Origin of the sequence: Microbispora sp. ATCC PTA-5024, from assembly GCF_000511135.2 — a bacterium.
GTDB classification, from domain to species: domain Bacteria; phylum Actinomycetota; class Actinomycetes; order Streptosporangiales; family Streptosporangiaceae; genus Microbispora; species Microbispora corallina.
Window position 1 is genome coordinate 747,899 of the sequence record NZ_KI866526.1, and the last position, 25,860, is coordinate 773,758.

Annotated in this window: 22 protein-coding genes; 12 read left to right on the plus strand and 10 right to left on the minus strand. The window is 71.8% G+C overall.

Annotated elements, in window-relative coordinates; genetic code table 11:
* Nucleotides 1-3: 3 nt before the first annotated feature.
* The 4 genes from MPTA5024_RS34115 to ettA all read left to right on the plus strand — a co-directional run bounded on the left by MPTA5024_RS34115 (nucleotide 4) and on the right by ettA (nucleotide 6,055).
* Nucleotides 4-1,635, plus strand: coding sequence for a GTPase family protein (locus MPTA5024_RS34115; protein WP_036331883.1), 1,632 nt, complete (start codon nucleotides 4-6; stop codon nucleotides 1,633-1,635).
* A 98-nt stretch (nucleotides 1,636-1,733) separates the two neighbouring features.
* Entirely contained in the window at nucleotides 1,734-2,456 is a 723-nt protein-coding gene (locus tag MPTA5024_RS34120) for a single-stranded DNA-binding protein (RefSeq protein ID WP_051458997.1), read from the plus strand.
* Nucleotides 2,457-3,078: 622 nt separating this feature from the next.
* Nucleotides 3,079-4,380 (plus strand): GGDEF domain-containing protein, encoded by a 1,302-nt coding sequence (locus MPTA5024_RS34125; RefSeq protein WP_036331884.1) that lies wholly within the window; start codon nucleotides 3,079-3,081, stop codon nucleotides 4,378-4,380.
* 10 nt (nucleotides 4,381-4,390) lie between these two features.
* Nucleotides 4,391-6,055 carry an energy-dependent translational throttle protein EttA gene (gene ettA / locus MPTA5024_RS34130; RefSeq protein WP_036331887.1) on the plus strand — a complete coding sequence of 555 codons (1,665 nt, stop codon included), beginning with the start codon at nucleotides 4,391-4,393 and terminating at the stop codon, nucleotides 6,053-6,055.
* A 112-nt stretch (nucleotides 6,056-6,167) separates the two neighbouring features.
* Here ettA and MPTA5024_RS34135 read toward each other — a convergent pair whose 3' ends face one another.
* Together MPTA5024_RS34135 and MPTA5024_RS34140 are read right to left on the minus strand one after the other, a co-directional pair.
* Nucleotides 6,168-6,827 (minus strand): response regulator, encoded by a 660-nt coding sequence (locus MPTA5024_RS34135; RefSeq protein ID WP_036331888.1) that lies wholly within the window; start codon nucleotides 6,825-6,827, stop codon nucleotides 6,168-6,170.
* On the minus strand, nucleotides 6,824-8,047 hold the full coding sequence (locus MPTA5024_RS34140; RefSeq protein WP_036332184.1) for a sensor histidine kinase: 1,224 nt from the start codon (nucleotides 8,045-8,047) through the stop codon (nucleotides 6,824-6,826). The genes MPTA5024_RS34135 and MPTA5024_RS34140 overlap by 4 nt, the downstream gene beginning before the upstream one ends.
* A 203-nt stretch (nucleotides 8,048-8,250) precedes the next feature.
* On the opposite strand from MPTA5024_RS34140, the gene MPTA5024_RS34145 reads away from it, so the two are divergent.
* Entirely contained in the window at nucleotides 8,251-8,883 is a 633-nt protein-coding gene (locus tag MPTA5024_RS34145) for a hypothetical protein (RefSeq protein ID WP_157099870.1), read from the plus strand.
* A 127-nt stretch (nucleotides 8,884-9,010) separates the two neighbouring features.
* Here MPTA5024_RS34145 and MPTA5024_RS34150 read toward each other — a convergent pair whose 3' ends face one another.
* The 4 genes from MPTA5024_RS34150 to MPTA5024_RS34165 form a co-directional block, all read right to left on the minus strand.
* The gene (locus MPTA5024_RS34150; RefSeq protein WP_036331890.1) at nucleotides 9,011-10,561 is read right to left on the minus strand and encodes a glycoside hydrolase family 13 protein; all 1,551 of its coding nucleotides are present in this window, start codon (nucleotides 10,559-10,561) and stop codon (nucleotides 9,011-9,013) included.
* Between the two features lie 30 nt (nucleotides 10,562-10,591).
* Complete coding sequence (locus MPTA5024_RS34155; protein WP_036331895.1) at nucleotides 10,592-10,975, minus strand: globin; 384 nt, start codon at nucleotides 10,973-10,975, stop codon at nucleotides 10,592-10,594.
* Nucleotides 10,976-11,009: 34 nt separating this feature from the next.
* Nucleotides 11,010-12,032 carry a mechanosensitive ion channel family protein gene (locus MPTA5024_RS34160; RefSeq protein WP_036331896.1) on the minus strand — a complete coding sequence of 341 codons (1,023 nt, stop codon included), beginning with the start codon at nucleotides 12,030-12,032 and terminating at the stop codon, nucleotides 11,010-11,012.
* A gap of 617 nt (nucleotides 12,033-12,649) precedes the next feature.
* Complete coding sequence (locus MPTA5024_RS34165; RefSeq protein WP_232326758.1) at nucleotides 12,650-12,928, minus strand: hypothetical protein; 279 nt, start codon at nucleotides 12,926-12,928, stop codon at nucleotides 12,650-12,652.
* Nucleotides 12,929-13,749: 821 nt separating this feature from the next.
* Here MPTA5024_RS34165 and MPTA5024_RS34170 point away from each other — a divergent pair.
* The 3 genes from MPTA5024_RS34170 (at nucleotide 13,750) to MPTA5024_RS34180 (ending at nucleotide 17,629) form a co-directional block, all read left to right on the plus strand.
* The gene (locus tag MPTA5024_RS34170; protein ID WP_232326759.1) at nucleotides 13,750-14,829 is read left to right on the plus strand and encodes an XRE family transcriptional regulator; all 1,080 of its coding nucleotides are present in this window, start codon (nucleotides 13,750-13,752) and stop codon (nucleotides 14,827-14,829) included.
* Between the two features lie 142 nt (nucleotides 14,830-14,971).
* Nucleotides 14,972-15,475, plus strand: a complete 504-nt coding sequence (locus tag MPTA5024_RS34175; protein ID WP_036332186.1) for a GNAT family N-acetyltransferase — start codon at nucleotides 14,972-14,974, stop codon at nucleotides 15,473-15,475.
* A gap of 354 nt (nucleotides 15,476-15,829) precedes the next feature.
* A complete protein-coding gene (locus tag MPTA5024_RS34180; protein WP_232326760.1) occupies nucleotides 15,830-17,629 on the plus strand; it encodes a tetratricopeptide repeat protein in 1,800 nt (599 codons plus the stop codon).
* A 107-nt stretch (nucleotides 17,630-17,736) separates the two neighbouring features.
* Here the strand turns inward: MPTA5024_RS34180 and MPTA5024_RS34185 are convergent, their stop codons facing one another.
* Complete coding sequence (locus MPTA5024_RS34185) at nucleotides 17,737-18,186, minus strand: NUDIX hydrolase (RefSeq protein WP_084370241.1); 450 nt, start codon at nucleotides 18,184-18,186, stop codon at nucleotides 17,737-17,739.
* A gap of 74 nt (nucleotides 18,187-18,260) precedes the next feature.
* On the opposite strand from MPTA5024_RS34185, the gene purU reads away from it, so the two are divergent.
* Entirely contained in the window at nucleotides 18,261-19,109 is an 849-nt protein-coding gene (gene purU, locus MPTA5024_RS34190) for a formyltetrahydrofolate deformylase (RefSeq protein WP_036331900.1), read from the plus strand.
* On the opposite strand, the gene MPTA5024_RS34195 is transcribed toward purU, so the two are convergent.
* Entirely contained in the window at nucleotides 19,093-21,165 is a 2,073-nt protein-coding gene (locus tag MPTA5024_RS34195) for a prolyl oligopeptidase family serine peptidase (RefSeq protein ID WP_036331901.1), read from the minus strand. The genes purU and MPTA5024_RS34195 overlap by 17 nt on opposite strands.
* A gap of 300 nt (nucleotides 21,166-21,465) precedes the next feature.
* On the opposite strand from MPTA5024_RS34195, the gene MPTA5024_RS34200 reads away from it, so the two are divergent.
* The 3 genes from MPTA5024_RS34200 to MPTA5024_RS34210 all read left to right on the plus strand — a co-directional run bounded on the left by MPTA5024_RS34200 (nucleotide 21,466) and on the right by MPTA5024_RS34210 (nucleotide 23,079).
* Nucleotides 21,466-21,972 (plus strand): HNH endonuclease, encoded by a 507-nt coding sequence (locus tag MPTA5024_RS34200; protein ID WP_036331902.1) that lies wholly within the window; start codon nucleotides 21,466-21,468, stop codon nucleotides 21,970-21,972.
* A 6-nt stretch (nucleotides 21,973-21,978) separates the two neighbouring features.
* Nucleotides 21,979-22,794: a GNAT family N-acetyltransferase gene (locus MPTA5024_RS34205; protein WP_036331903.1), complete on the plus strand. Its 816-nt coding sequence runs from the start codon at nucleotides 21,979-21,981 to the stop codon at nucleotides 22,792-22,794.
* A gap of 66 nt (nucleotides 22,795-22,860) precedes the next feature.
* Complete coding sequence (locus tag MPTA5024_RS34210) at nucleotides 22,861-23,079, plus strand: FmdB family zinc ribbon protein (RefSeq protein ID WP_036331904.1); 219 nt, start codon at nucleotides 22,861-22,863, stop codon at nucleotides 23,077-23,079.
* Nucleotides 23,080-23,211: 132 nt separating this feature from the next.
* On the opposite strand, the gene MPTA5024_RS34215 is transcribed toward MPTA5024_RS34210, so the two are convergent.
* A complete protein-coding gene (locus MPTA5024_RS34215; protein WP_051458999.1) occupies nucleotides 23,212-23,739 on the minus strand; it encodes a helix-turn-helix transcriptional regulator in 528 nt (175 codons plus the stop codon).
* 222 nt (nucleotides 23,740-23,961) lie between these two features.
* A complete protein-coding gene (gene ilvD / locus MPTA5024_RS34220) occupies nucleotides 23,962-25,800 on the minus strand; it encodes a dihydroxy-acid dehydratase (RefSeq protein ID WP_036331905.1) in 1,839 nt (612 codons plus the stop codon).
* Nucleotides 25,801-25,860: the final 60 nt, after the last annotated feature.

Below are 25,860 nucleotides of genomic sequence, written 5' to 3' on the forward strand. Positions count from 1 at the left end.
TCGATGAGCGCTGTCAGCACCGCCCAGGCGCAGTTCGGGCTGGGGTCCCGGCTCGCGGCCCTGTCCAGGATCGTCGAGCTCGGCTCCGGCCGGGTCGAGCCGGCTCTGCTCACGGAGGCCGCGCAGCTGCTCCTGCGGGCGGGCGACCGGCTGAAGCTGTCGCCCGAGCACACCGTGGTCGCCCTCGCCGGAGGCACCGGCAGCGGTAAGTCCTCGCTGTTCAACGCCGTGTCCGGGCTGGAGCTGTCGCCGATCGGGGTGCGCAGGCCCACCACCGCCCGTACGCACGCCTGCGTGTGGGGACTCGACGGCGCCGCGCCGCTGCTCGACTGGCTGCAGATCCAGTGGCGGCACCGGTTCGCCCGCGCGAGCGCGCTCGACAGGGGCGAGGGCCGGCTGCACGGGCTGATCCTGCTCGACCTGCCCGACCACGACTCGATCCGGGCGCTGACCGACCCCGAGGCGCACCGGCTCATCCAGGTGGCCGACCTGGTGGTGTGGGTGCTCGACCCGCAGAAGTACGCCGACGCCTCGGTGCACCGGCGGTACGTCGCGGAGCTGACCGGCCACGACGACGTCACGGTCTTCGTGCTCAACCAGGCCGACCGGCTGACGCCGGAGGAGCAGGCCGAGTGCGTGGCCGACCTGGAGGACCTGCTGCGCCGGGAGGGCGTCGCCCACCCCCGGGTCGTCGCGACGTCCGCCACCACCGGCAAGGGGATCGACGGGCTCAAGGCGGTGCTGGCCGACTCGGTCGCCGCCCGGCGGGCCGCCTACCAGCGGCTGGAGGCCGACCTCGACCGCCTGATGGCACGGCTGGCCAAGGAGATGCCCGAGGTCCTGCACGTCGAGCCGGCCGTGGACGGCGCCCGGCGCGCGGGGCTGACCGACGCGCTCTGCGACGCCGTCGGCGTCTCGGCGCTGGGCGAGGCCATGGAGAACGTGTACGGCGTGCGCTCGGTCGACTGGGTCGGCTGGCCGTACGCCCGCTGGGCCGCGAGGCTGCGGCCCGACCCGCTGAGCAGCCTGCGGCTCGGCGGGGTCAAGGACGACATCCGCACCCTGGTCGGCAGCTCGGTCAGCGCGCAGCCCGCCGAGGTCGACAACGCCGTCCAGGCCCTGGGCGACGGGCTGTCCGGCGGGATGCCGGAGGTGTGGCAGAACGGCGTGCGCGAGGCCGCCCGGTCGCGCTCGCCGGAGCTGTCGGGGGCGCTGTCGAAGGAGCTCGCGGAGGTCGCCCCGCCGCTCGACCGGGTGCCCGGCTGGTGGTGGCTGCTGAAGATCTGGCAGTACCTGCTCGTCGCCATGTTCGTCGCCGGGCTCGCCTGGGCCGGCTCGATCCTCGCGTACGGCGTGTTCAAGGCGGGACGGCCCCCGGCCGAGATCCTCGGCGACGTGGCGGTGCTGCCGTGGGTGGGGCTGATGATGGTCAGCGTCCTCGGGCTCGGACTGCTGTCCGCGGTGGCGAGCAGGAACTTCGTGGTGCTGGGGGCGGGCAAGGAGCGCGACCGGCTCGAACGCGACATGCGGCGCCGGGTCGGCGCGGTGGCCCAGGACATGGTGGTCACGCCGGTCGAACGCGAGCTGAACCGGTACAACGAGTTCTTCGGGGCCATGGCGGCCGCTCGCCGGTAGCTGTCCACAGAATCGCGTTCGGCGCCGTGGCGGTCGTGCCGCGGAGGCCAGTGTGTCGTCCGAGCCCGGCGAGTGTCCGGGCCGGGGAGGCACAGGCGATGAGCGACATCCACGTCACGTTGAGCGGGAACGTCACCGACGACCCGAGGCAGTACCAGTTCAGGGACGGATCCCGCGTCACCTCGCTGCGGATGGCCGTCAACAGGCGGGTCCTCGACCAGCAGACCAACACCTGGCAGACGAGGGACACGACGTACTACACGGTCCGCTGCTACCGGGGGCTGGGGGACAACGTCCACCAGTCGATCAGGAAGGGCCACCCGGTCGTCGTTTATGGCAAGCTGCGCATCAAGCAGTTCGAGCGCGACGGGGAGCAGCGGTTCTGGGCCGAGATCGAGGCGAGCTCGGTCGGCCACGACCTCAAGTGGGGGATCACGAGCTTCGAGAAGCCGCTGCGGGCGTTCGCCGGGGCCGCGCCCACCGACGACGACCGCCAGGGCATGGAGGACGCGACGAAGGAGTGGGAGCTTGCCACTCCTGCGGCTCCCCGCTCGGTGGACGAGCTGCGGCTGCCTTTCGGCGTCCCCGGGGACGGCGGGGCCGACGACGGCTTCGCCGACGGCGACGACGACCGAGACGGGCCGTCCGCGGGCGAGATCGCGGCGGCTGCCGGCCGGGCGCCCGGCGACCGGCGGGATGCGGACGGGGCCGAGGCGGGGGACGGGCCGGCGGCCCCGGCCGGGACGGCCGGCGCCGGGGAGACGGCGGACGACGCCGAGGACGACGGGGTTCCCTGGATTCCCCGCGCCCTGGCGGCCTGAGGCGCCCCCGGTTCTGGCGGCCTGAGGCGCCCCCGGTTCTGGCGGCCTGAGCCCCCGGTTCTGGCGGGCGGCCGAGCCCGGCCCGCCAGACCCGGCCGCCCGGAACTTCTGGCTCGTCGGCCCCGGCATAGGTAGGGGCCGCGGCGAGGCGCTGGGGAGGCCGAGGAGCGGCGTCAAGCGGGGGGCGGCGAGCTTGCAGGGTCGCGGAGAGGCGACAAGGGAGCAAGGGGACTCGGAAGATCCTGGGTGGGAAGGAGGCGCCGGTGCGGGTGACGGGTGCGGCGGGCGGGCACGCGGTGGAGGGGCATCGGCCGTCTGGTGCCGGCCTCCCGGGACGGGAGTCCGGGGTCGGCCGATGGCGAGGCCCGCGTCGTTACAAGAGCACCCTGATCAGGTCCAGATGATGCCCCGCACCATGGCTGCTCCTTTCCCAACGTCCCGCTCCGGGGAGCGGGTTCCCACCAGAGCGGGTCGCCGCGCAAATCGCCGTAGACCCGCTCGTAGGCCATCAGATCCAGATGGCCACCGTGTAAAGGTAGCGGTTCCCGTCGCGCGCCGCACACTCCGCAACTATTGTGTTACACATCGTGAGACGCTGTTTATGGTTGCGTTGGGGGACGGAATGACGGCGCCCAGTCAGACCTCGGCCAGAACGCGTGACCCGATCTACTCGCGCGGCCGGTGGCCCCTGCTGGCCCAGCCGGCCACCCTGGTCGTCTACCTCGGCGCCGTCGTCGCGCTCGCGATCGCGGTGATCGTGGTCCTCGCGCGCCAGACCCCCCTCGTCGTGCCGGATCTGGTCATGTTCGCCGCCCTCACGGGCTGCGGAGCGGTCTGCATCGAGGCCACCCGGCGTCTCGGCATGCCGGCCGGGGTGTCCCGCGACCTGTTGTCGGCGTGGTGGCTCCCGGCGGCGTTCCTGCTGCCGCCGCTCTACGCCGTCCTGGCCCCGATCCCGTTGCAGATCCTGCTGCAGCTGCGGGTCCGGGCGACCGTCGTGTACCGGCGGGTGTTCAGCGCCGCCGCGATCGGCCTGGCGGCGGGGGCCGCCTCGGCCGTGTTCCACCGCTGGGTCCACGACCCCGACGAGCTGTACGGCGGCAGCGGCGGCCCGATCGCCGTGGCCGCGGCCTGCGCGGTGCTGTTCACCGTGCTCAACACCGCGCTGATCGCGGTCGCCGCGCACGCGGCCGACCCCGAGGGCCGGTGGGGCGAGGTCCTGTGGGACCGCGAGCGGGTCCTGCTCGACGCCGTCGAGCTGTGCCTCGGCGTGGTCGTCGCGGTCGTCTGCGGGCTCAACCTGGCGCTGCTGCTGCTCGTCCTGCCCCCGGTCGTGCTGCTCCAGCGCAGCCTCCTCCACGCGCAGCTGCAGGCGGCGGCCCGCACCGACCCCAAGACGGGCCTGCTCAACGCGGCGGCCTGGCAGCGCGAGGCCGACACGGAGATCATCCGGGCCCAGCGGACCGGGGTGCCGCTCGCGCTCGTCCTGGTGGACATCGACCACTTCAAGCGGGTCAACGACACCTATGGCCACCTCGTCGGCGACCAGGTGCTGATCCAGGTGGCCACCACGCTGCGCAGCCAGCTCCGCGAGTACGACGTCGTGGGCCGCTTCGGCGGGGAGGAGTTCGTCGTCCTCCTGCCGGGCGCCGACGTCACCGAGGCCCGCCGGGTGGCCGAGCGGCTCCGCCGGCGGGTCGGCCGGATGGCGGTCTCTGCGGAGCAGGCCATGGTCACGGTCACGGTCTCGGCCGGGGTCGCCATCATGAACGTGCACGGAGAGGACCTGATCGAGCTGCTCGCGGCGGCCGACCTCGCCCTCTACCGCGCCAAGGAACTGGGCAGGGACCGCATCTGCCTTCCGGCCGTGCCGGTCGCCCCGCCTCCCCGAAGAGCGGACGGCGCAACCGGCGCGATCCCCTAGGCTTGAGAGCATGCCGGAGTACATCTACACGCTGCAGCGCGTGCGCAAGGCGCACGGCGACAAGGTTGTCCTCGACGACGTCACGCTGTCGTTCCTGCCGGGCGCCAAGATCGGCGTCCTGGGCCCGAACGGCACGGGCAAGTCGACGCTGCTCAAGATGATGGCGGGCCTGGAGCAGCCGTCCAACGGCGAGGCTCGGCTGATGCCCGGTTTCACGGTGGGCATCCTCCAGCAGGAGCCCTCCCTCAACGAGTCCAAGACCGTGCTCGGCAACGTCGAGGAGGGCGTCGCCGAGACCAAGGCGATGCTCGACCGGTTCAACGAGATCGCCGAGCAGATGGCCACCGACTACAGCGACGAGCTGCTCGACGAGATGGGCCGCCTCCAGGAGGCGCTCGACCACCGCAACGGGTGGGACCTCGACAGCCAGCTCGAGCAGGCCATGGACGCGCTGCGCTGCCCGCCCCCCGACGCCGACGTCACCCAGCTGTCCGGTGGCGAGCGCCGCCGCGTCGCCCTGTGCAAGCTGCTGCTCGAGCAGCCCGACCTGCTGCTGCTCGACGAGCCCACCAACCACCTCGACGCCGAGAGCGTCCAGTGGCTGGAGCAGCACCTGGAGAAGTATCCCGGCACCGTCCTGGCCGTCACCCACGACCGGTACTTCCTGGACAACGTGGCCAACTGGATCCTCGAGCTCGACCGCGGCCGCTGCTTCCCCTACGAGGGCAACTACTCCACCTACCTGGAGGCCAAGGCGGCCCGCCTCAAGGTCGAGGGTCAGAAGGACGTCAAGCGCAAGAAGCGCCTGGAGGAGGAGCTGGAGTGGGTGCGCTCCAACGCCCGCGCCCGCCAGACCAAGAGCCGGGCCCGCCTCCAGCGCTACGAGGAGATGGCCGCCGAGGCCGCCAAGTACCGCAAGCTCGACTTCGAGGAGATCCAGATCCCGCCGGGCCCGCGCCTGGGCACGACGGTCATCCGGGCCGAGAAGCTCAGCAAGGGCTTCGGCGACCGGCTGCTCATGGACGACCTGTCCTTCGACCTGCCCCGCAACGGCATCGTCGGCGTGATCGGCCCCAACGGCGTCGGCAAGACCACGCTGTTCCGGATGATCATCGGTGACGAGACCCCCGACGTCGGCGCGATCACGGTCGGCGAGACCGTCCAGATCTCCTACGTCGACCAGAGCCGCGGCGGCATCGACCCCAAGAAGAACGTCTGGCAGGTCGTGTCCGACGGGCTCGACCACATCAAGGTCGGCAACGTCGAGATGCCGTCCCGGGCGTACGTCGCGGCGTTCGGCTTCAAGGGCCCCGACCAGCAGAAGCCGGCGGGGGTGCTGTCGGGCGGCGAGCGCAACCGGCTCAACCTGGCCCTGACGCTCAAGCAGGGCGGCAACGTCCTGCTGCTCGACGAGCCCACCAACGACCTCGACACCGAGACGCTGTCCAGCCTGGAGAACGCGCTGCTCGACTTCCCGGGCTGCGCCGTGATCACCTCGCACGACCGGTGGTTCCTCGACCGCATCGCCACCCACATCCTGGCGTGGGAAGAGGGCTCCAACTGGTTCTGGTTCGAGGGAAACTTCGCCGACTACGAGAAGAACAAGATCGAGCGGCTCGGCGCCGACGCCGCCCGTCCCCACCGCGTCACCTACCGCAAGCTCACCCGCGACTAGCGACCCCGTCGCCCAGGGGCGCAAGCGAGACTACGGAGCCGGCCGGAACCCGAAGGGGATCCGGCCGGCTCCGCCGTACCGGGCGTCCCCGGCGCAGTGGCGGGGCCGGTGGTCAGCGGCCGGGATGGACGAGGCCGCATTCGTAGGCGAAGACCACGGCCTGGACTCGATCGCGCAGACCCAGCTTGGCGAGGATGCGGGTGACGTGGGTCTTGACCGTCGGCCCGCTGAGGTAGAGCTCCGCGGCGATCTCCGCGTTGGAGCGGCCTCGGGCGATGAGCCTCAACACCTCGAGTTCGCGCGGGGTCAGCGTCTCGAGCCCGGCTGGGTGGTCGGAGCCCGGCCGGGGGCGGCGCACATAGTCCTCGATCATTCGCCGGGTGATCTCCGGTGCGAGTAGTGCCTCGCCCGCGGCCACCGTGCGGACGGCCCCGGCCAGTTCGCGCGGCGGCGCGCTCTTCAGCAGGAAGCCGCTCGCCCCGGCTCGCAGCGCCTGGTAGACGTACTCATCCTCGTCGAACGTCGTGAGCATGAGGATGCGCGCCCGGCAGGTGCCGCCGTTCAGAAGGTGGCGCGTCGCCTCGATGCCGTCCAGGCGCGGCATGCGGATGTCCATGAGGATGACGTCGGGCTGCAGCACGGACCCCCGGTCAATGGCCTCTACGCCGTCGATCGCCTCACCGACCACCTCGATATCGTCCTGGCCCTCCAGAATCGAGCGGAAACCGCCGCGCACGAGGGCTTGGTCGTCGACGAGCAAGACCCTGATCATCGCTGGCCCGCCTCCAGCGGCAACCGCGCGGTCACGGTGAAGCCACCGCCGGGCGTGTCCGCTGTCTCGAGCGAGCCACCGTAGAGCCCGACCCGTTCGCGCATCCCGATCAGGCCGTGCCCGACCCGGTTGGTGTCGGCCCTGCCCGGCCCGCCTGTTCGCCCGGTGTCGCGGATGCTCACCCGTACGGACTGGTCGTCGTAGTGCAACCTGACGTGCGCGGTGGTCGGCCCGGCGTGTTTCAGCACGTTGGTGAGCGCCTCCTGCACGATCCGGTACACGGTCAGGTCCACGCCGGGTGGGAGCGGGCGGCCCGAGCCCTCCACGGTGAGCTCGACCGGCAGGCCGATCGCGGTCATGTGGTCGACCAGTTCGGCCAGGTCGGCCGTCCCCGGCTGCGGCTTGAGCGCGAGCCGGGCCCGTTCCCCGCGCAGCAGGCCGAGCATGCGCCCGAGTTCGCCGACGGCCTGCCGCCCGGTCTCCTGGACCGAGCGCAGCGGTGCTCGCGCCTTCTGCGGGTCGCGGTCGAGCAGGGCCTCGGCGGCGCCCGCCTGGACCACCATGACGCTGACGCAGTGGGCGACGATGTCGTGCAACTCGCGCGCGATGCGGGCGCGCTCGTCGGCGAGCGCGACCCGGATCGCTTCCTCGCGCTCGGCCTCCAGCCGCCGGGCCCGGGCGCGGTCGTCGGAGTGGCTGTGAGCGCGGGCACGCAGGACCCGGCCGGCGACGAAGCACACCGCCAGCGGCACCGCGACGAACGGGATGTTGCCGACGGTGCCGGACTCCGGGTTGCGCAGGAACACGACGACCAAGCCGGCGCCGACGGCCGCCACGCCGATGAAGGCCCGCGCCGGCACACTGTGCCGGGCCACCGAGTAGGTGGCGACCAGGATCGGCAGGAAGTCGCCCCACAGCGTGACCGTCAGCGGCGTCACCAGCATCGGCCCGGCGATCGCGACCGCGAGGATCACGGCGGTGGCGAGCGGCGTCACCCGGCGCAACGCCAGGATCATGGTCGCCACCAGCGTGGAGGCGACCACGGCCGGCGTCGGGCCGTACGGCGTCGAGTTGTCGAGATGGAACGCGAGGTCGGCCTGGGCGAAGCCGGTGATCGCAAGGGCGAGCAACGCGTCGGGGAGCAGCCCGGCCGCCCTGTGCCGCAGCCACGCACGCGCGGGCGACTCCACCCGGGCCTGGGCCGGGTCTGTCACGTCCATCACACCCGCAAGTTACCTACGGGCACGCTCGCGTGGCGTCATCCGCAGGTCGCATTTCCGGCGCCGTGGTTCGCGACCGGGGTATCGACCGGTGCCGACCCCGGTACGACGACGCCGCGGGTGCGCAGGGCCGACGCTGAGGACGCGCCGCCGACGGACGGCATCGCGCACAGCGCCCGGCGCTGCAGACCATGGAGGAGACCATGACCGTGAACGTGAGACGCCTTGCCGGAGGGGCGCTCGTCGTCGGCACGATCGTCGCGTTGGCGGGTTACCTCGCCGCCAACCTGCTCGCGCCGGGCAGCGGCGACGAGGTGTTCCGATACCAGAACTGGCCGCTGTTCGAGGGGATCGCGCTGGTCGGGGACGTCGTCATCGCGCTGGGGCTGCCGGTGATCCTCACCTTCGCCGGGCGTGCGCCGAAGCTGCACATCGTCGGCTACGCCGGCATATTCGCCGCACTGGTGATGCTCAACGTCGGCGAGGGCACCACTGAGGCGTTCGTCAAGCCGTACCTGGTCGGCCACGGCGGCATACCGGCACAGGAACCGCCGGGTTTCGCGGTCTTCGAGGGTGTCGCGCTCCTGGCGCTGGTCGTCGGTTCGATCTGCCTCGGCATCGCTGTGCTGAGGGCGCGGACGCTGCCGTGGTGGATCGGAGTCGCGTTGATCGTCTCGTGCATCCTCGGCGCTCTCGGGCTCCCCGGGGCCTGGTTCCTGGTGCCTGACGGCGTCTTCTTCGCGGCGCTGTTCGCCATCGGCGTCTTCGCCGTGCGGGGACGGCCGGACCGTACCCCCGAGACGGTCGGGCAGGCGGCTGTCAGCGCCCAGGGATGATCTTTCCCCCCGCATCGGCGTCCAGCCGCCACATCCACCACCCGCCGCCCCTGCGGCCGCGAGCGGAGTCACGAAGCCGGCCGGAACCCGAAGGGGATCCGACCGGCCCGGCTGAGGGACGGCGGGATCATTCCTGGACGAGCCAGGCGGCGGTGTCGGGGGGAAGCGTGGTCCCGTCGAGCGGGCCGCTGGAGATCAGCACCCGGTCGTGCGGCGGCAGCGGGACGGCCTCCTCGCCGCAGTTGATCACACAGGTCAGCGGCCCTCGACGGAAGAACAGGGCGTCGCCGGGGGCGTCCTGCCAGCTGATCGTGCCGGGCAGCGTCCCCCGGAGCTCGCGCCGGGTGGCGAGGGCGTGCCGGTAGAACCAGAGCGTCGAGGAGGGATCGGCCGCCTGGCGCTCGGCCGTCAGGTCCGCCCAGTCGGCCGGCTGCGGCAGCCACGACCCGCCCGGCCCGAAGCCGTACGGCGCCTGGGTGCCGGACCACGGGAGCGGCACCCGGCAGCCGTCGCGTCCGAGCACCTCGCCGTTGGAGCGGCTGAAGATGGGGTCCTGCCGCGCCTCCGGGGGAAGATTCTTCACCTCGGGCAGTCCGAGTTCCTCCCCTTGGTAGAGATATGCGGACCCGGGGAGGGAAAGCATGGCGAGGAGGGCGGCCCGTCCCCGAGCGACACCGGCCGACGGGTTGAGCGACCCCTCGCCGTACCGGGTGACATGGCGGACGACGTCGTGGTTGGACAGGACCCAGGTCGGCGAGGACATCGAGCGGAGCGTGTCGTCGACCACCTTGCGGAACGCGGTGGCCGACCAGGGCGCCTCCAGCCAGGCGAAGTTGAAGCTCTGGTGCAGCTCGTCCGGCCGGACGTACAGGGCGAGATCCTCCGCCGAGTCGGTCCAGACCTCGCCGACGGCCGCGCGCTCGCCGGGGTAGGAGTCGAGCACCCTGCGCCAATCCCGGTAGATGTCGTGCACCTCCGGCTGGCTCCAGATGGGCGACCGGGAGCGGAACCCGGGATCGGTGTCCGGCAGGCCCTCCGCCTTGATGAGGCCCATGGCGACGTCGATGCGGAAGCCGTCCACGCCCCGTTCAAGCCAGAACCGCAGGATGTCGAGGAACTCCTCCCGGACCTCCGGGTTGCGCCAGTTGAAGTCGGGCTGCTGGGGCGCGAACAGATGGAGGTACCACTGCCCGTCGGGCACCTGGGTCCACGCCGGGCCGCCGAAGGTGGACAGCCAGTTGTTCGGCTCCTTGCGGCCCGTCTGGGCGGCGGACGGGGAGGTGTCCCGGAACATGTAGCGGTCGCGCTCCTCCGAGCCCTTGGGGGACGCCAGGGCCTTCTGGAACCACGGGTGCGCGGACGAACTGTGGTTCGGCACGATGTCCACGATCAGCCGGAGGCCGTGCGCGTGCGTGTCGGACACCAGGGCGTCGAAGTCCGCCAGCGTGCCGAACAGGGGATCCACGTCGCGGTAGTCGGCCACGTCGTACCCGCCGTCCGCCATGGGGGAGGGGTAGAACGGGGTCAGCCAGATCGCGTCGACGCCGAGCTCAGCCAGGTACGGCAACCGGCTCCGGATCCCGGCCAGATCACCCGTACCGTCACCCGAGGCGTCGGCGAAACTGCGGACATAGATCTCGTAGACGACGGCGTCGCGCCACCAGGGGGTCGTTTCCATGGGTTCTTGGCTGCCCGCTGACGTCGTGACTTATGCGTTTACCAGGCTGTGGGCGGCGTAGACCAGATACTTCCACAGCTGCTCCTCGCGCTCGGAAGGCAGCTCCAGTGACCGTACGGCGTCGCCCATGTGCCGCAGCCACGCGTCGCGCTCGGCCTCGCCGATGACGAACGGCGCGTGCCGCATGCGCAGGCGGGGGTGGCCGCGCTGCTGGCTGTAGGTGTTGGGGCCGCCCCAGTACTGGATGAGGAACATGCGCAGCCGCTCCTCGGCGCCCGCCAGGTCCTCCTCCGGGTAGAGCGGACGCAGCAGCGGGTCCTCGGCGACGCCCTCGTAGAACCGGTGGACCAGCAGCCGGAAGCTCTCCTCGCCCCCGATCGCCTCGTAGAAGGACAGGGTCTCCTCGCTCGTCACCGTTTCAGCCTAGGACAGTTACCGGACGGTAGGGTCAGGCCGCGAATGTGAGGCTTTTCTCGTCGAAGGCCCGCTTCACCCGCAGCCGCAGCTCCCGGGCGACCTCCAGATGCCGGGCGGGGGCGGTCTTCACGCTGACCCGGAAGATGATCGAGGTGCCCGACACCTGCTCCAGGCCGTAGACCTGGGGCTCCTCCACGATCAGGACGTCCCGGTAGTCGGGGTCCTCCCACAGGTCCACCGCGATGCTCTTGAGCAGGTCGCGCACGGTCGCGATGTCCGCCGCGTACGGAACGGGCACGTCGACCAGCGCCCGCGACCAGCCCTGGGACTCGTTGCCGATCCGGCTGATCGTCCCGTTGCGGACGTACCAGACCTTGCCGTCGGCGTCCCGCAGCCGGGTGATCCGCAGCGTGACCGCCTCGACGGTGCCCGTCGCCACGCCCGTGTCGATGACGTCGCCCACGCCGTACTGGTCCTCCAGCAGCATGAACATGCCGGCGATGAAGTCCTTGACGAGTTCCTGCGCCCCGAAGCCGACCGCGACGCCGAGGATGCCCACACTGGTCAGCAGCGGCGCGAGGGGAAGGCCCAGCCGCTGCAGCATCATGAGCGCCGCCGTGCCGAGGATGAGGACGGACGCCAGACTCCGCAGCACCGACCCCATCGTCTCGGCCCGCTGCCTGCGGCGCTCGGTGAGGATCGCAGTCGCGGCCTCCCCGTTCCCCGTGCCTGACATGAAGGCCCTGTTGCGCAGCCGCTCGGGGAGGACGCCCTCGCTCGCGCGGAGCGTGAGCCCGGTGATCAGCCGGTGCGTCACCTTCCGAACGATGAGCGCCCCGGCGAGGATCAGGGCGAGGACCAGCAGGACGTCCACGACTCCCGCCACCACCGGCACCCACGTCGGCAGCTTCGCCTGAGGGAACGACGTGTTGATGATCGTGCAGATCAGACCCTCGTTCTTCTCGCAGGCCAGAACCGCCGCCTGCAAGGTCTGCTCGGGGTGGTACGTCACATCGGGCGAAGGAGCGGGTGTCGCGGGCGTCAGCGGCAACACGAGGTGGATCCCCCTCGGATCGGCTCTGTGGGCGGGCAGGTGAGAAACCTAGCCCATACTGCCGACTGAACCGGCCTCCGTCACATCGCCGGGGAAGACGGGAGCGCTTTCCGCCCGGGGCCGCGGAGGGCGGGCCGAGAGCGCTCCAGTGACGGGTGGCAGGGCCGGGGCACGCACCCGGAAGCGTGTCCCTGACCGTTCTCCGAGAGGGGGATCCCCCCGGTGCCCGCCCGGTGCCCGCCTGCGCGGCGGGCCCGGACGGAGTCCTTTCAGTACGCCCGTGCGGGACCGTCGTCCCGCACGCGGCGGATCTCAGGCCGTACGGCGCGGACGGCGGGTCCGCGGTGAAGAAGGGAGGTGGTGAGGTGCCCGGCCGAGCCGTTCGGAGGCGGCCGACCTGTGACGGCCGGCGGTGGAGGGGCGGCGCGGCGAGGATGCGCCCGCGCGGTACGGTGGCCGGCCCGATCGCGGGGCCGGCGGGATGCCACAGCGTTCCCGGCGGGCCGTGGCGGCACGGCCCAGGAACGCTCCGCACCGGGCATCCCACCGGCCCCGAGAGGCCGCGGTGGGTGCGGCGTTCCCGCGGTTACTGCACTTCACCCGGTTCGCCGCCTTTCCTACTCGCTCACCGCGGCGAGCACACGGGCGACCTTGGTGGCGGCGCCGGCCGGGTCGTCCGCCCGGTGCATGCGCTCACCCCAGGACCACCAGTAGTCGGACGACTGGCAGACCACGTTCTCCGTGAGGCTGGTCGCGTTCGGGTTGATCACGCGTACGTACGCCCGGCCCGACGGGGCGCGCACGACCCGCGCGATCAGGCCGCGGGCGTCGAGCTCGGCCACCAGACGCTCCAATCGCCGGAAATCGTCCTCCCCCACCTTGAGTTCCTCCTTCATTTGCCTGAGGCCTGAATGTCTGCTTTGGAACCCCTGCTCGTTCGTCCTGGTCCGCCAAAGATGACTCACTGAACTCATCCGGTCAACGCGGTGTGAACACCGGCCGGTGGAGGAAAACCCAAGTTGGTTGAAAGAAAACCCCTATCAGGAGACGATCCTTAGTCAGCACGTTCAAAGTGGGTACTTGGCCGGGCCAAGCGTGGTCCATCATTATGGTGTCGGCGGAGTGCGACGACAGGGTCACTCTCCGTCGCCGAACGGGACCGGTCGGGATACACGTGGGCTGCGAGTGCGGCCGGCTCGAGAGAGGGGCCGGAATGTCCGGCAGGCAACACAGGGAGACGGAGATCGCCCGGCGAGTCAGGGCGCGTGGACTCGCGACCGGGCGGAGCCTGGCTCAGATCGCCGAAGAAATCCATGAAGTCTGCGAGACACAGTTCGGGACCACTAGGATCAAGGCCCATCGCCTCTCGAACGGCATCGCCCTCGCCGATGTCATCGAGCAGGTCCGCGCCCTCTTCGAGAGGGACGGAAAGCCCGTCCCCGGCATCGGGGAGACGCTACTGTCCGCTTACGAGTCGGGCATGAAGCGCCCCGGTCCGGAGTATCTCCACTACCTGTGTTCGGTCTACCGGGTCGAACCCTTGGCCCTTGGATTCGACGGTCCGTGTATCTGCGGCCGCGGACACGTGGTCACGGGCGTCCTGGGCGGCGGAGACCCACAAGACGACAGACCTGACACTTCCCCCGAACCGCGTGAAGCGCCGGTCCCACTGGACAGCGGCTACCCCTCCGCGAACGGGGGAGAGGAGGACGAGAACGTGCTACGGAGGACGCTGCTGACGCTCCTCGCCGGCACCGCGGGGGCCGCGAGCCTGGACAGCCAGGTGCTCGGCGCGGTCGAGAACCTGCGGCGGCGGATGGACGACACGATGGTGACGGCCACCGTCTCACCGGCGATGCTCGACCAGTGGGAGCAGTCCACGAACGGCTTCGGCCGTCAGTACATGAACACCCCCCCTCTACGGCTCCTGTGCGACGTGATGCTGGAGTTCTCGGCCGTGCGCAAGGCCCTCGAACGCCGCCAGCCGATCGACGTCCAGGAACGCCTGTGCCGGATGGCCGCCCAGCTGGCCGGCCTGTCCGGGATGATCATGATAGACCTCGGCGACCAGCGCCTGGCCCGGTCGTTCTTCCGCACCGGCCGCACCGCCGCCGACGAGACCGGCGACCGCGCGCTGCGCGCCTGGGTGACGGCCCGCGAGGCCCTCGTCCCGCTCTACTACGGCGACCCGCGCGAGGCGCTCACGCTGGCCAAGAAGAGCCGCGACCTCGCCGGCCACACCCCGTGCGCCGCGCGGACCATGGCCCCCGTGGTCGAGGCCCGGGCTCTCGCCATGCTGGCGGGCAACAACGGCGCCCGGCACGAGGTCGTGGAGCAGGCCAAACGGGCCCTCCACCGGGCCAGGGCCGCCTTCCAGCAGATGAGCGCGAACGACCAGGAGGACGCGGCCTTCGGCTACACCGAGCGGCAGCTGTACTTCTACCAAGGTGACGTCCTGGTGAAGCTCGGGCAGACACTTGAGGCCGACGTGATATTGGAGCAGGCCCTCGGGAAGTACTCCAACGAGGACCTGCTCGACCAGACGCTCATCCGGTTCGACCGTGCCCGGTGCCGGCTCATCGAGGGCGACGTCGAGGCGGCCCTCCAGATGGGACAGGAGGCCCTGGACATGGTCGACAAGGAGTACCGGACCGAGCTGATCCTCAAGCCCGCGTACGAGCTCGTCAAGGACATCCACGCCAAGTACGGCGACACCCCTCGGCTTGAGGCCTTCCGTGAGGCGCTGCAGCCGGGCCCGCTGGCGGTGCCGCCGAAGCTGGGCGAGGACATCGCGTGAGTCAGGGCGAGGAGAGCGGGTGCGAGGAGGATCCATGGCGGGAGGCCCGGCGCCGGCGGCCACAGGCCGGGTGCCGGGCGGTCGCGTGCCGGCACAGGGAGACCCCGTCGTCCGCGCGGCCACCGGGGAAGGCGAGCCGGGCGTGACCCCGACGCTGCGGATCCGCCGATACCGGTGGTCCGACCTCGACGCCGTGTGGTCCCTGCACCAGGTCGGTCTGGCGCAGGTCGGCATCTCGCCGGGTGACGGCGTCTACTACGACGACGACTTCCCGCGCATCACCGAGATCTACCTGGCGGCCCGCGGCGAGTTCCTCGTCGGCGAGCTGCCCGAGGCCGGAATCGTGGCCATGGGCGGGCTGCGCAGGATCGACGACCGGACGGCCGAAATGTGCCGTCTGCGCGTCCACCCCGACCACCAGAGACGCGGCTACGGCGCGCAGATCATGCAGGTGCTGGAGGAACGGGCCCGGGAGCTCGGCTACTCCCTGCTCTGCGGGGACACCACCCTGCGACAGGTGGCGGCCCTGGAGCTGTACCGAAAATCGGGCTGGCGGGAGTTACGGCGCGAAGCGCGCGGGGACATGGTCGTCCTTTATCTGGAGAAACCCCTAAATGGTGTAGTTTCACCGCTTTTCTCCCGGTAGATAGTGCTTCCAGGCCTTGGCGGATAGCTGATCTGAATCAATACTTGTGCCTTGTCCTGTTCGCCCGAGTGGGGGAAGAGCCGCAATGAAGAAGATCATTATCCGCAAGCCCGGCACCGCGAAGCTCACCGGCGCCTCCAGCGTCATCCACAAGGGGTGAGGGACCGGCCTCGTCACATCTGGGTCAGGGGGAGACTCTCCCGTGACCGCGTGGCGGCGCTCCGGACATTGGAGCTGCCTCCCCTCCTGACGCCCGTGGTGAACGGGCATCGGCGGCTGCGTGGTCCCTACACGGTGGGCGGAGCGATCCTGCGCGCGCTGGTTCCGGATGCGTTGGAGCGTTCCCCTGAGCTGGTGGCCACGCACGACATCGAGATCCGGTCCGCCGCGGCGGACCTGCGTCCGCTGGTTCTGGCCCGCCGCGAGACGATCGAGGCGGGCCTGCCGGAGGACGAGCGCATCCTGGTGCCCGCCCCGCGCCGCACGCTCCGTGTCGCCAACGGGATCGCCGAGTTCGTCCGCGACTGCCTCCCCGGGCCGCGCGCTCTGCTGGTGGACAACCTGCACGAGGCCGACGCCACCGACCGCGAGCTGCTGCGCGTGCTGAGCCGCCGGGTGAGCGACCTGACGCTGGCGGTCGGGTCGCCGGAGCCGCCCTGGGGGGCCGCGCGGCCGGTCGACGCGCCCGTCCGGGAGACGCCGGACGGGGACGCCGGGGGTTACGTGGCATCGGACGGCACCGGCGACGACCCGGTGGCGCACGAGGCGTACCGCGCGCTGCCCCCCGGCGAGCGGGCGCGCCTGCACGACGCGCGGGCCGCGGAGCTGGGCCCGGAGTACGACCTGGGCGCGCTGCCGTACCACCGCGAGCACGGCAGCGACCGGGCGGCCGCGCTGCGCTCGCTGTGGGCCGCCGTCGACCACTGTGTCGCCGAGGGCTTCCTGGAGGCCGTGGCCGACCTGGGCCTGCGCGGGCTGCGGCTCGCCGAGCCCGGCTCCGACCTGTGGTGGCGCTTCACCCAGCGCACGGCCACCGCGCTGGCGGGCCTCGGCCACCGGGACCGCGCGCTGGAGCTGTACGAGCGGGCGCGGCGGGTGAGCGTCGACCCCGCGGTCCACGCCGCGTCGGCGTACGGCACGGCGATGCTCGACGCGCGCAACCCGGTGCCGGCCGAGCGGGACCTCCCGAGGGCGCGCGGATGGATCAACGAGGCCATCGCGATCTCGACCCTGCTGCCGGACCGGCGGCAGCGGGCGTTCAAGCTCGGGTTCGACCAGAACGGGCGGGCGCTGATCGAGCTGCGCGAGGGCAGGGTCGCCCGGGCCCTCGACCTCGTGCAGTCGGCCATCGACCTGGCCGAGCGCGACCTGCCGCCGCAGGCGCACCCGGTGCACCGGATGGTGCTGTTCGCCAACCGGGCCCAGCTCCTCGCCAGGACCGGCCGGCCCGCCGACGCCCTGCGCGACCTCGACAGGGCCATCGCGATCGACCCGGCCTTCCCGGACCACTACCTCGACCGGGGGAACCTCCTGTTGGAGCTGGGCCGGGCGGACGAGGCGCTGGCCGACTACGAGACCGCGATCCGGGTGAGCCCGCCGTTGCCGGAGGCGTACTACAACCGGGCGGAGCTGCGCCTGGCCGAGGGCGACCTCGCCCGGGCCAGGGATGACCTCGACCATGTGATCGAGCTGGACCCCGAGTACGTCAACGCGTACGTGAACCGGGCCGGGGTCCTGGAGATGCTCGGCGAGCACGACGCGGCCAGGCGGGACGTCGAGACGGGGCTCGGCCTCGACCCGGGCAACGCCCACCTGCTGGGCGTGCTCGGACAGCTGGAGACGGCCGCGGGGCGGTTCGCGGAGGCGCGGGCGGCGTTCGACGAGGCCCTGTCGGCCGACCCCGCGCTCGGCTCGGCCTGGGCGAACCGGGCGATCCTGCGGTTCGAGACCGACGACGCCGCCGGGGCGGTCGACGACCTGACCCGGGCCCTCGAACTCGGCGAGGACGCCGCGCTCTACTACAACCGGGCGACGGCCCTGGCGGTGCTGGGCCGGGACCTCGACGCGGAGCAGGACCTGCGCCGGGCCCACGCGCTCGCGCCCGACGACGCCGAGATCAGCCAGGCGCTCGAACGCCACGACAAGGCCGGCTGACCCTTGGGACGGTCGGCCGGACGTCACGACACGGCCGACCGGTCCAACACCACGACGGCGGCTGACCCCAGGGCGCCCGGCCGGCCTCATCATGGCCTGGCCGGACGTCAGGACGCGCCGCGGAGCAGGACGTCGAGGACGCGGGGGAGGCCGGGAGGCTCGACGGGCTCGGGAAGAGCGGCGAGAGCCGCGCGCGGGTGCCAGGCGTGGCCCCGGTAGGTGCCGCGCTCACCGGGCGTGAGCGCGGCCGACGCGACCGGCGGCGTGGCGTCGAAGCGGGCCAGGTAGAAGCGCTCGGTCTTCACGTAGTGCACCCCGAGCCAGTGGAAGTCCCGCGCGACCGGCGTCCAGAGGTCCTCGACCGCCTCGCCGGGCAGCCCGGTCTCCTCCCACAGCTCGCGGCGGGCCGCGTCGAGATCCGTTTCGCCGGGCTCGATCCCGCCGCCCGGTGGCTCCCAGAACGTCCGGTCCGCGACCGGGTCGTGCCAGCGCAGCAGCAGCACCCGGCCCTCGCCGTCCACGCACAGCACCCGGGCCGCCGGACGGCCGTCCGCCATCATCGCCTCCATATCCCGCGGCCGGTGGCCCTACGCTTGGAGCGATAACGACACTCCCCGCCGAGGATCGACGCATGAGCGCTGAGTATGTGCTGACCCTGTCCTGCCCCGACCGCCCCGGGGTGGTCGCCGCCGTCAGCGGGCTGCTGGCCCGGCACGGGTGCAACATCATCGAGAGCCAGCAGTTCGGCGACCCGGTCGCGGTGCGGTTCTTCATGCGCGTCCAGTTCGCGGCGGAGCTGTCGCTGGACGAGCTGAGGGCGGCCTTCGCCGGGCTCGCCCCCGAATTCGGCATGGAGTTCCAGCTCTTCGACCTCGCCGTACGGACGCGGGCGCTGGTGCTCGTCAGCAAATTCGACCACTGCCTGAACGACCTGCTCTACCGGGTGCGGTCCGGGCTGCTGCCCATCGAGATCGCGGGCGTGGCGTCCAACCACCCCGACCTGCGGCCCCTCACCCAGTCGTACGGCGTGGAGTACCACCACCTGCCGGTCACGCCCGAGACCAAGCCGCGGCAGGAGGCGGAGATCCTCGCCCTGGTCGACCACTACCAGGCCGACCTGGTGGTGCTCGCGCGGTACATGCAGGTGCTCTCGGAGGACCTGTGCGCCAAGCTGGCGGGCCGGATGATCAACATTCACCACTCGTTCCTGCCGTCCTTCAAGGGGGCCAAGCCGTACCACCAGGCGCACGCGCGCGGGGTGAAGCTCATCGGCGCGACCGCCCACTACGTCACGGCCGACCTGGACGAGGGGCCGATCATCGAGCAGGAGGTCGCCCGGGTGAACCACACCCACTCGGCCGAGGACCTCGCCGCCATGGGCCGCGACGTGGAGTGCCAGGCGCTGGCCCGGGCCGTCCGCTGGCACGCCGAGCACCGGGTGCTGCTGGACGGCCACAAGACCGTCATCTTTCCCCGGTGACCCCAAGGCCCGTGTGCCGGGCCAGGAACGCCAGCTGGTCGGCCGCGAGCTCGATCGACTTGCTGACGGCCCGGGCGCCGTGGCCCACCTCGGTCTCGTTGCGGAGCAGGATCGGCCGGTCGCCCGCCTGCGCGTGCTGGAGGGCCGCCGCCATCTTCCACGCGTGCAGCGGGTGCACCCGGGTGTCGGAGGCGAAGACCGCGAACAGCGTGGCGGGATAGGAGACCCCCTCGCGGACGCGGTGGTACGGCGAGTAGCCCCACAGCCAGCCGAACTCCTCGGGCACGTCGGCCGATCCGTACTCCACGTTCCAGGTCGCGCCCAGGCCGAACTTCTCGTAGCGGATCATGTCGAGCAGCGGGGCCGCGCAGACGACGGCCGCGTACAGGTCGGGCCGCTGGGTGAGCGCCGCCCCGACGAGGAGGCCGCCGTTGGAGCCGCCGGAGATGGCGAGCCGGTCCGGGCTGGTCACGCCGGTGGCGATGAGGTGCTCGGCCGCCGCGTGCAGGTCGTCGAAGACGTTCTGCTTGTGGCCGAGCATGCCGGCGCGGTGCCACTGCTCGCCCTGCTCGCCGCCGCCCCGCAGTTGCGCGACCGCGTAGACCCCGCCCGCCTCGACCCAGGCGAGCGCGGTGGCCGAGAAACCGGGGGTCATCGAGATGCCGAAGCCGCCGTACCCGTAGAGGATCGTGGGCCGGGGGCCGGAGCCCTCGCGTGAGATGGCCAGCATGTGGACCTCGGTGCCGTCCTGCGACCGGTAGACGATCTGCTCGGTCCGGGCCTCGGGCACCTCGATCGCCCCGGGAGGCGCCTCCCACAGGGTGGTCTCGCCGGTAAGCGCGTCGTAGCGGTAGACCGCGGTGGGGGTGATGGTGTCGGTGTAGCTGAACCAGGCCTCGTGGCCGCCCTCGGGACGCTCGACGATGCCGCCGGCCGAGCCGAGCCCGGGCAGCGGAACCTCGCCGGTCCGCTCGCCCGTCTCCAGCGCGTGGACGGTGATCTCGGAGATGGCGTGACGGGTCCAGCCGGCGAGGATGATCGGCTCGGGCAGGTCGTCGAGGATCGCGAAGTCCGACAGGACGGCCTCATGGTCCTCCGGGATCAGGTCCCGCCAGCTGTCCGCGCCGGGCTCCGACGGCGACGTCATGCAGACGCGGCCGCGCGGCGCGTCGAGGTCGGTGAAGACGTAGAGCCGGCCGTCGCGGCCCACGTGGAGCGCCGTCTGCGCGTCGACGCCCTCCTGCACCGTGACCAGGGCCGGCGCCTCGGGTGCGGACGCCGACAGGTCGCCCAGCCACAGGTCGTTGCGGGGGGCGGTGCCCCGGGCGGCGGAGATCCACATCCAGCGGCCGTCGCGGGAGACCGCCACCCCGTAGTAGTTGGTCTTCTCCAGCCCCTCGCCGAAGATCAGCACGTCGTCGTCGGCGGGCGAGCGCACGCGGTGCAGGTAGACCCGGCGGTGGAACTGCTCCTCGCCGTCCGGGACCAGGGCCGGCGCCAGCCGGCGGACGTAGTAGAACGCCTCGCCGCCCGGCAGCCAGGCGACCGGGGAGTAGCGGCACCGGTCGATCGGCCCCTCGACGACCTCGCCGCTCTCGACGTCGATGACGTAGAGCTTCGACTCCTCGTCGCCGCCCACCGAGATCTGGTAGGCCAGCCGGTCGCCCTCCTTGCTCGGCTGGTAGGAGTCGAGCGTCGTCAGCCCGGACGAGTCGAGGGCCGTCGGGTCGAGCAGCACGCGCTCGCCGTCCTCGTCCGCGACGTACAGAACCGGGTGCTCCTGGTCCGGGGTACGGCGGGTGAAGAAGCGGCGCTCTCCCCGCCAGACCGGGGTGCCGACCGAGCCCGAGCGCAGCAGCTCGGCGACGCGGGCGCGGAAGTGCTCGCGGCCGTCGAGCTCGGCGCCGCGGAACAGCGCCTCCTGCGCGTCCAGCCACTCCTTGGTCTCCGGGGCGTCCGGATCCTCAAGCCACCGGTACGGGTCGGGGACGGGGGTCCCGTGCAGCACGTCGACGATCTCGTCACGGCGGGCGGGCGGATACGGCAGTCGCGTCATGCTGGCACTTTAAAACAGCCGGGGCAGTGCGGCGTCCCTTCGGCCGTACCCGGCCAAGACGGGAGTAAAGGGATGATCCCCTGGGCATAGAAGCACCAGGCGTCCCTGCTGCCCGCTCCATCGGCCTCATTATGGGGTGGCGGACAGGCCGCTCAACAGGCCACACTTTGGTGAAGGGCGGTGCCGTGGTGACGATCCGCTGGGCCGTCCGGCGGAGGTCCCTGTGACGGAAGCATCCGGGTCCCAGCAGACGGGACCACAACCATGGCGCACAGCCGAGGCAGTTGTGGAGGCCGGCTGATGCGCCAAGTCCTGCTATTGAACGCCACCTACGAGCCGCTGACCACGCTCTCCCTGCACCGGGCCGTGATCTTGGTCCTGAGGGAGAAGGCGGACGTCGTCCACCGCGACGGGCGCGGCGCGGTTCTGCGCTCGGCCACACGCACGCTGGACGTGCCGTCGGTGATCAGGCTTCGCCGTTATGTCCGCATCCCCTACCGGACGCGCATCCCGCTCACCCGGGCCGCGCTTATGCGCCGGGACAACTTCCGCTGTGCCTACTGCGGACAGCGGGCGGAGACCATCGACCACGTCATTCCCCGGTCTCGGGGAGGCCCTCACACCTGGGAGAACTGCGTCGCCTCCTGCATGCCGTGCAACCACAGAAAGGCCGACCGTCTGCTGGAGGAGCTGGGGTGGACGCTGCACGTCCCCCTGGTGGTGCCACACGGCGCCCACTGGCGGCTCATCGGCGCGCAGCTCGACGGAGACCCTCAGTGGGCGCCCTACCTGGAACCCGCGGCCTGATGTGACATGACCTGGAGGTTCACGTCGGACCCCGGCGAGTTCGCCGAGGTGGCCGAGCCCTGGCTATTGCGCGATCCCGTGCGCAACACGGTCCCGCTGACCGTGTCACGCGGGATCCGCGGCGGCCAGTTCGTCGAGGACCCGCTGTTGGGGTGGCTGGAGGAGGGCGGCGACGTGGTGGCGGCCGTCCTCCACACGCCGCCCCGTCCGCTGCTCCTCGCCGACGTCCCGCTGGGGACGCTGCCGTCGCTGGCGGCCACGCTGATCGAACGGGACCAGGTGATCCCGGGGGTGAGCGGCCCGCTCGCCGCCGCGGAGGCGTTCGCGCGGGCCTGGTGGCGGCCCGAGCGCGAGCGGAGGTCGGAGCGGCTGTTCCGGCTCGGCACGCTGGAGGCGGCGGCCGCGCCCGGAAAGGCGCGGACAGTGCCGCCCGACGAGATCCCGCAGGCCGTCGGCTGGTTCCGGGCCTTCCAGCAGGAGGCGCACGTCGAGGCGGGCGCCGACCCCACCCCCGTCGTCGCCGCGCGGGTCAACCGCGAGGAACTGCTCTGGTGGGAGGACGAGGGCCGGCCCGTCTCGCTGGCCGGGGTCTCCGCGCCCATCGCCGCCATGTCCCGCGTCGGCCCCGTCTACACGCCGCCCGACCTGCGCCGTCACGGGTACGGCGCGGCCGTCACCCACGCGGCCACCCGTAAGGCGCTGGACGAGGGGGCGGACGAGGTGCTGCTGTTCACCGACCTCGCCAACCCCACGTCGAACTCCATCTACCGCAAGCTCGGCTACCGCCCCGTCGACGACTACGCCACGATCCACTTCGCCTGAAACCGCGGTCCGCCCGTAGGGGAGGGGCCCTGCGGCCGGCGGCGGTCCGGCCGTACATTAGAGGGCATGCCACGCTACGACTACCGGTGCCGCGCATGCGGCTCGACCTTCGAGCTCAACCGGCCCATGGCCGAGGCCAACGCCCCCGCGACCTGCCCCTCCGGGCATGACGACACGGTGAAGCTGCTGTCGACGGTCGCCGTCACCGGCAAGGCGGGCGCAGGCCCCGCCCCCCGGGCCTCCTCGGGCGGCGGGTGCTGCGGCGGCGGCTGCTGCGCCGGTTGACCGCCCCGGCACACCTGGCCCGGGAAACGCGACCTGGATGGCGCCGTCTCCCCGGTAGGGGGCGAGGGGAACGCCGAGGGCGGTGAGCCCGGCCCCGGAGGGGGCTGCTTCCCGGGGCCGAGGCTCACCACGTCAGGCGACGGCGGGGGTGAAGTCGCCGCCGGAGCCCGGGCCGGAGGCGGCGCCGGGACGGGCCCGCCGCTGGAAGGGCAGGTAGCGCTGGGGGAGATGCGGCCGGCTCGGCAGGTCGGTCGGCTCGACCGCCACGATGCGGTCGAAGCGGAAGGCCCTGATTCCCCGGCGCATGCGGCACCAGCCCACCAGATACCAGAACTCGCCGTGGACCAGGCAGGTCACCGGCTCGACGTCGCGGACCGTGAGACGGCCGTCGGCGTCGTGGTACTGGATCCGGACGACGAGCCGGGCGGTGATGGCGTTGGCCACGGCGCGGGCGCGCCGGGCGACGTCGGTCGGCAGCGGAGTGGTCAGCGTTTGCAGGGTCGTGGCGATGACGTCGTCGTTGAGGTCGAGGTGCGCGAAGGCGTGGCGCAGCCCGCGGCGGGCCGTGACCGACTGCGGGCCCGCCCCGAGGTGGGCGAGCGACAGCGCGAGGGCGGCGAGCTCCTCGGCTGTCAGCGAGTGCCGTGTGACGTTGGCCATACCTCGACCATAACGACGAGCACCGACATTTTTCCGAACGCGTTCTCGGAAAAAGGCCTGTCCTGACGGCCAGTTCTGGCTAACGCACCAGCCCGTCCAGGTCCCGCCGCCGCCACTCCACCGGCGCGACCGGCCCAGCACCGACCGGGAGCCGGCGCCAACCAGGCGCCGGCCGGTCGCGCCGCCCGCTACCGCAACGGATGCGGCCCGGTCCGGCTCTCCCTACCGGGACAGCTGGCTCAGGTCGCGAGAGGCGCCGGTCGAGGCGGAGGTCGTGAGCGCGGCGTACGCCTGCAGCGCCGCGGAGACCGGGCGGCGCCGGTCGCGCGGACGGTAGCCGCCGAGCTCCCGCACCACCTTCTCGCGGCGGGCGGCGAGCACGTCCTCGGGCACCTTGAGCTCGATCGAGCGGCCCGGGATGTCGATCTCGACGATGTCGCCGTCCTCGACCAGGCCGATGATCCCGCCCTCGGCGGCCTCGGGGGAGACGTGGCCGATGGACAGGCCCGACGTGCCGCCGGAGAACCGGCCGTCCGTGATCAGCGCGCACGCCTTGCCGAGCCCGCGGCCCTTCAGGAAGCTCGTCGGGTAGAGCATCTCCTGCATGCCCGGGCCGCCCTTGGGGCCCTCGTAGCGGATGACGACGACGTCGCCCTCCTTGACCCGCTTCGCCAGGATGCCGTCGACGGCGTCCTCCTGCGACTCGAACACCACGGCCGGGCCGGAGAACCGCCAGATCGACTCGTCCACGCCGGCCGTCTTCACCACGCAGCCGTCCTGGGCGATGTTGCCGTACAGCACGGCGAGGCCGCCGTCGCGGGTGTAGGCGTGCTCCACGTCGCGGATGCAGCCCTCGGAGCGGTCGAGGTCGAGGTCGTCCCACCGCGCGTCCTGCGAGTAGGCCTTGACGGTCCGGACGTTGCCCGGCGCGGCGTGCCACAGCTCCATGGCCTCGTCGGTGACCTGCGGAGACTTCGGGTCCCAGGCGGCCAGGTGCTCCTGCAGGGAGGAGGCGTGGATGCTGTGGACGTCGCGGTGCAGCAGACCGCCTCGGTCGAGCTCGCCCAGGATTGCGGGGATGCCGCCGGCGCGGTGCACGTCCTCGACGTGGTACTTCGCCGTGGCCGGGGCGACCTTGCACAGGCACGGCACCCGCAGCGACAGCTCGTTGATCTCCTTGAGCCCGAAGTCGACGCCGGCCTCGCGGGCGGCGGCGAGCAGGTGGAGGATCGTGTTGGTCGAGCCGCCCATCGCGACGTCGAGGGCCATGGCGTTCTCGAAGGCGTCGCGGGTGGCGATGCTGCGCGGCAGCACCGACTCGTCGTCCTGCTCGTAGTAGCGCCGGGTGATGTCGACGACCGCGCGGCCGGCGTCCTCGAACAGGGTCTTGCGTGCCTTGTGGGTGGCCAGGATCGTGCCGTTGCCGGGCAGCGCCAGCCCGATGGCCTCGGTGAGGCAGTTCATCGAGTTGGCCGTGAACATGCCGCTGCAGGACCCGCAGGTCGGGCAGGCGTTCTCCTCGAGCTCCAGCAGTTCGGCGTCGGAGACGCTGTCGTCGGCCGCGGCGATCATGGGGTCGATGAGGTCGAGCTTCTTGCCCGGGATCTTGCCGGCCTCCATCGGGCCGCCGGACACGAAGACGGTGGGGATGTTGAGCCGGAAGGCCGCCAGCAGCATGCCGGGCGTGATCTTGTCACAGTTGGAGACGCAGATCAGCGCGTCCGCGCAGTGGGCGTTGACCATGTACTCGACCGCGTCGGCGATCAGCTCGCGGGACGGCAGCGAGTAGAGCATCCCGCCGTGGCCCATCGCGATGCCGTCGTCGACGGCGATCGTGTTGAACTCCCGCGGAATGGCCCCCGCCTCGCGCACGGCGGCCGAGACCACGTCGCCCACCTCGCGCAGGTGCACGTGACCGGGGACGAACTGCGTGTAGCTGTTGGCCACCGCGACGATCGGCTTGCCGAGGTCTCCGCCGGCTACGCCCGTGGCCCGGAGCAGGGCCCGGGCACCGGCCATGTTCCTGCCGTGCGTGACCGTACGAGACCTGAGGGCGGGCATGGGCGGACTCCCATCCGAAGACTACGAGTCTTCAAATGGTACGACCACCGCCCGCCTGCC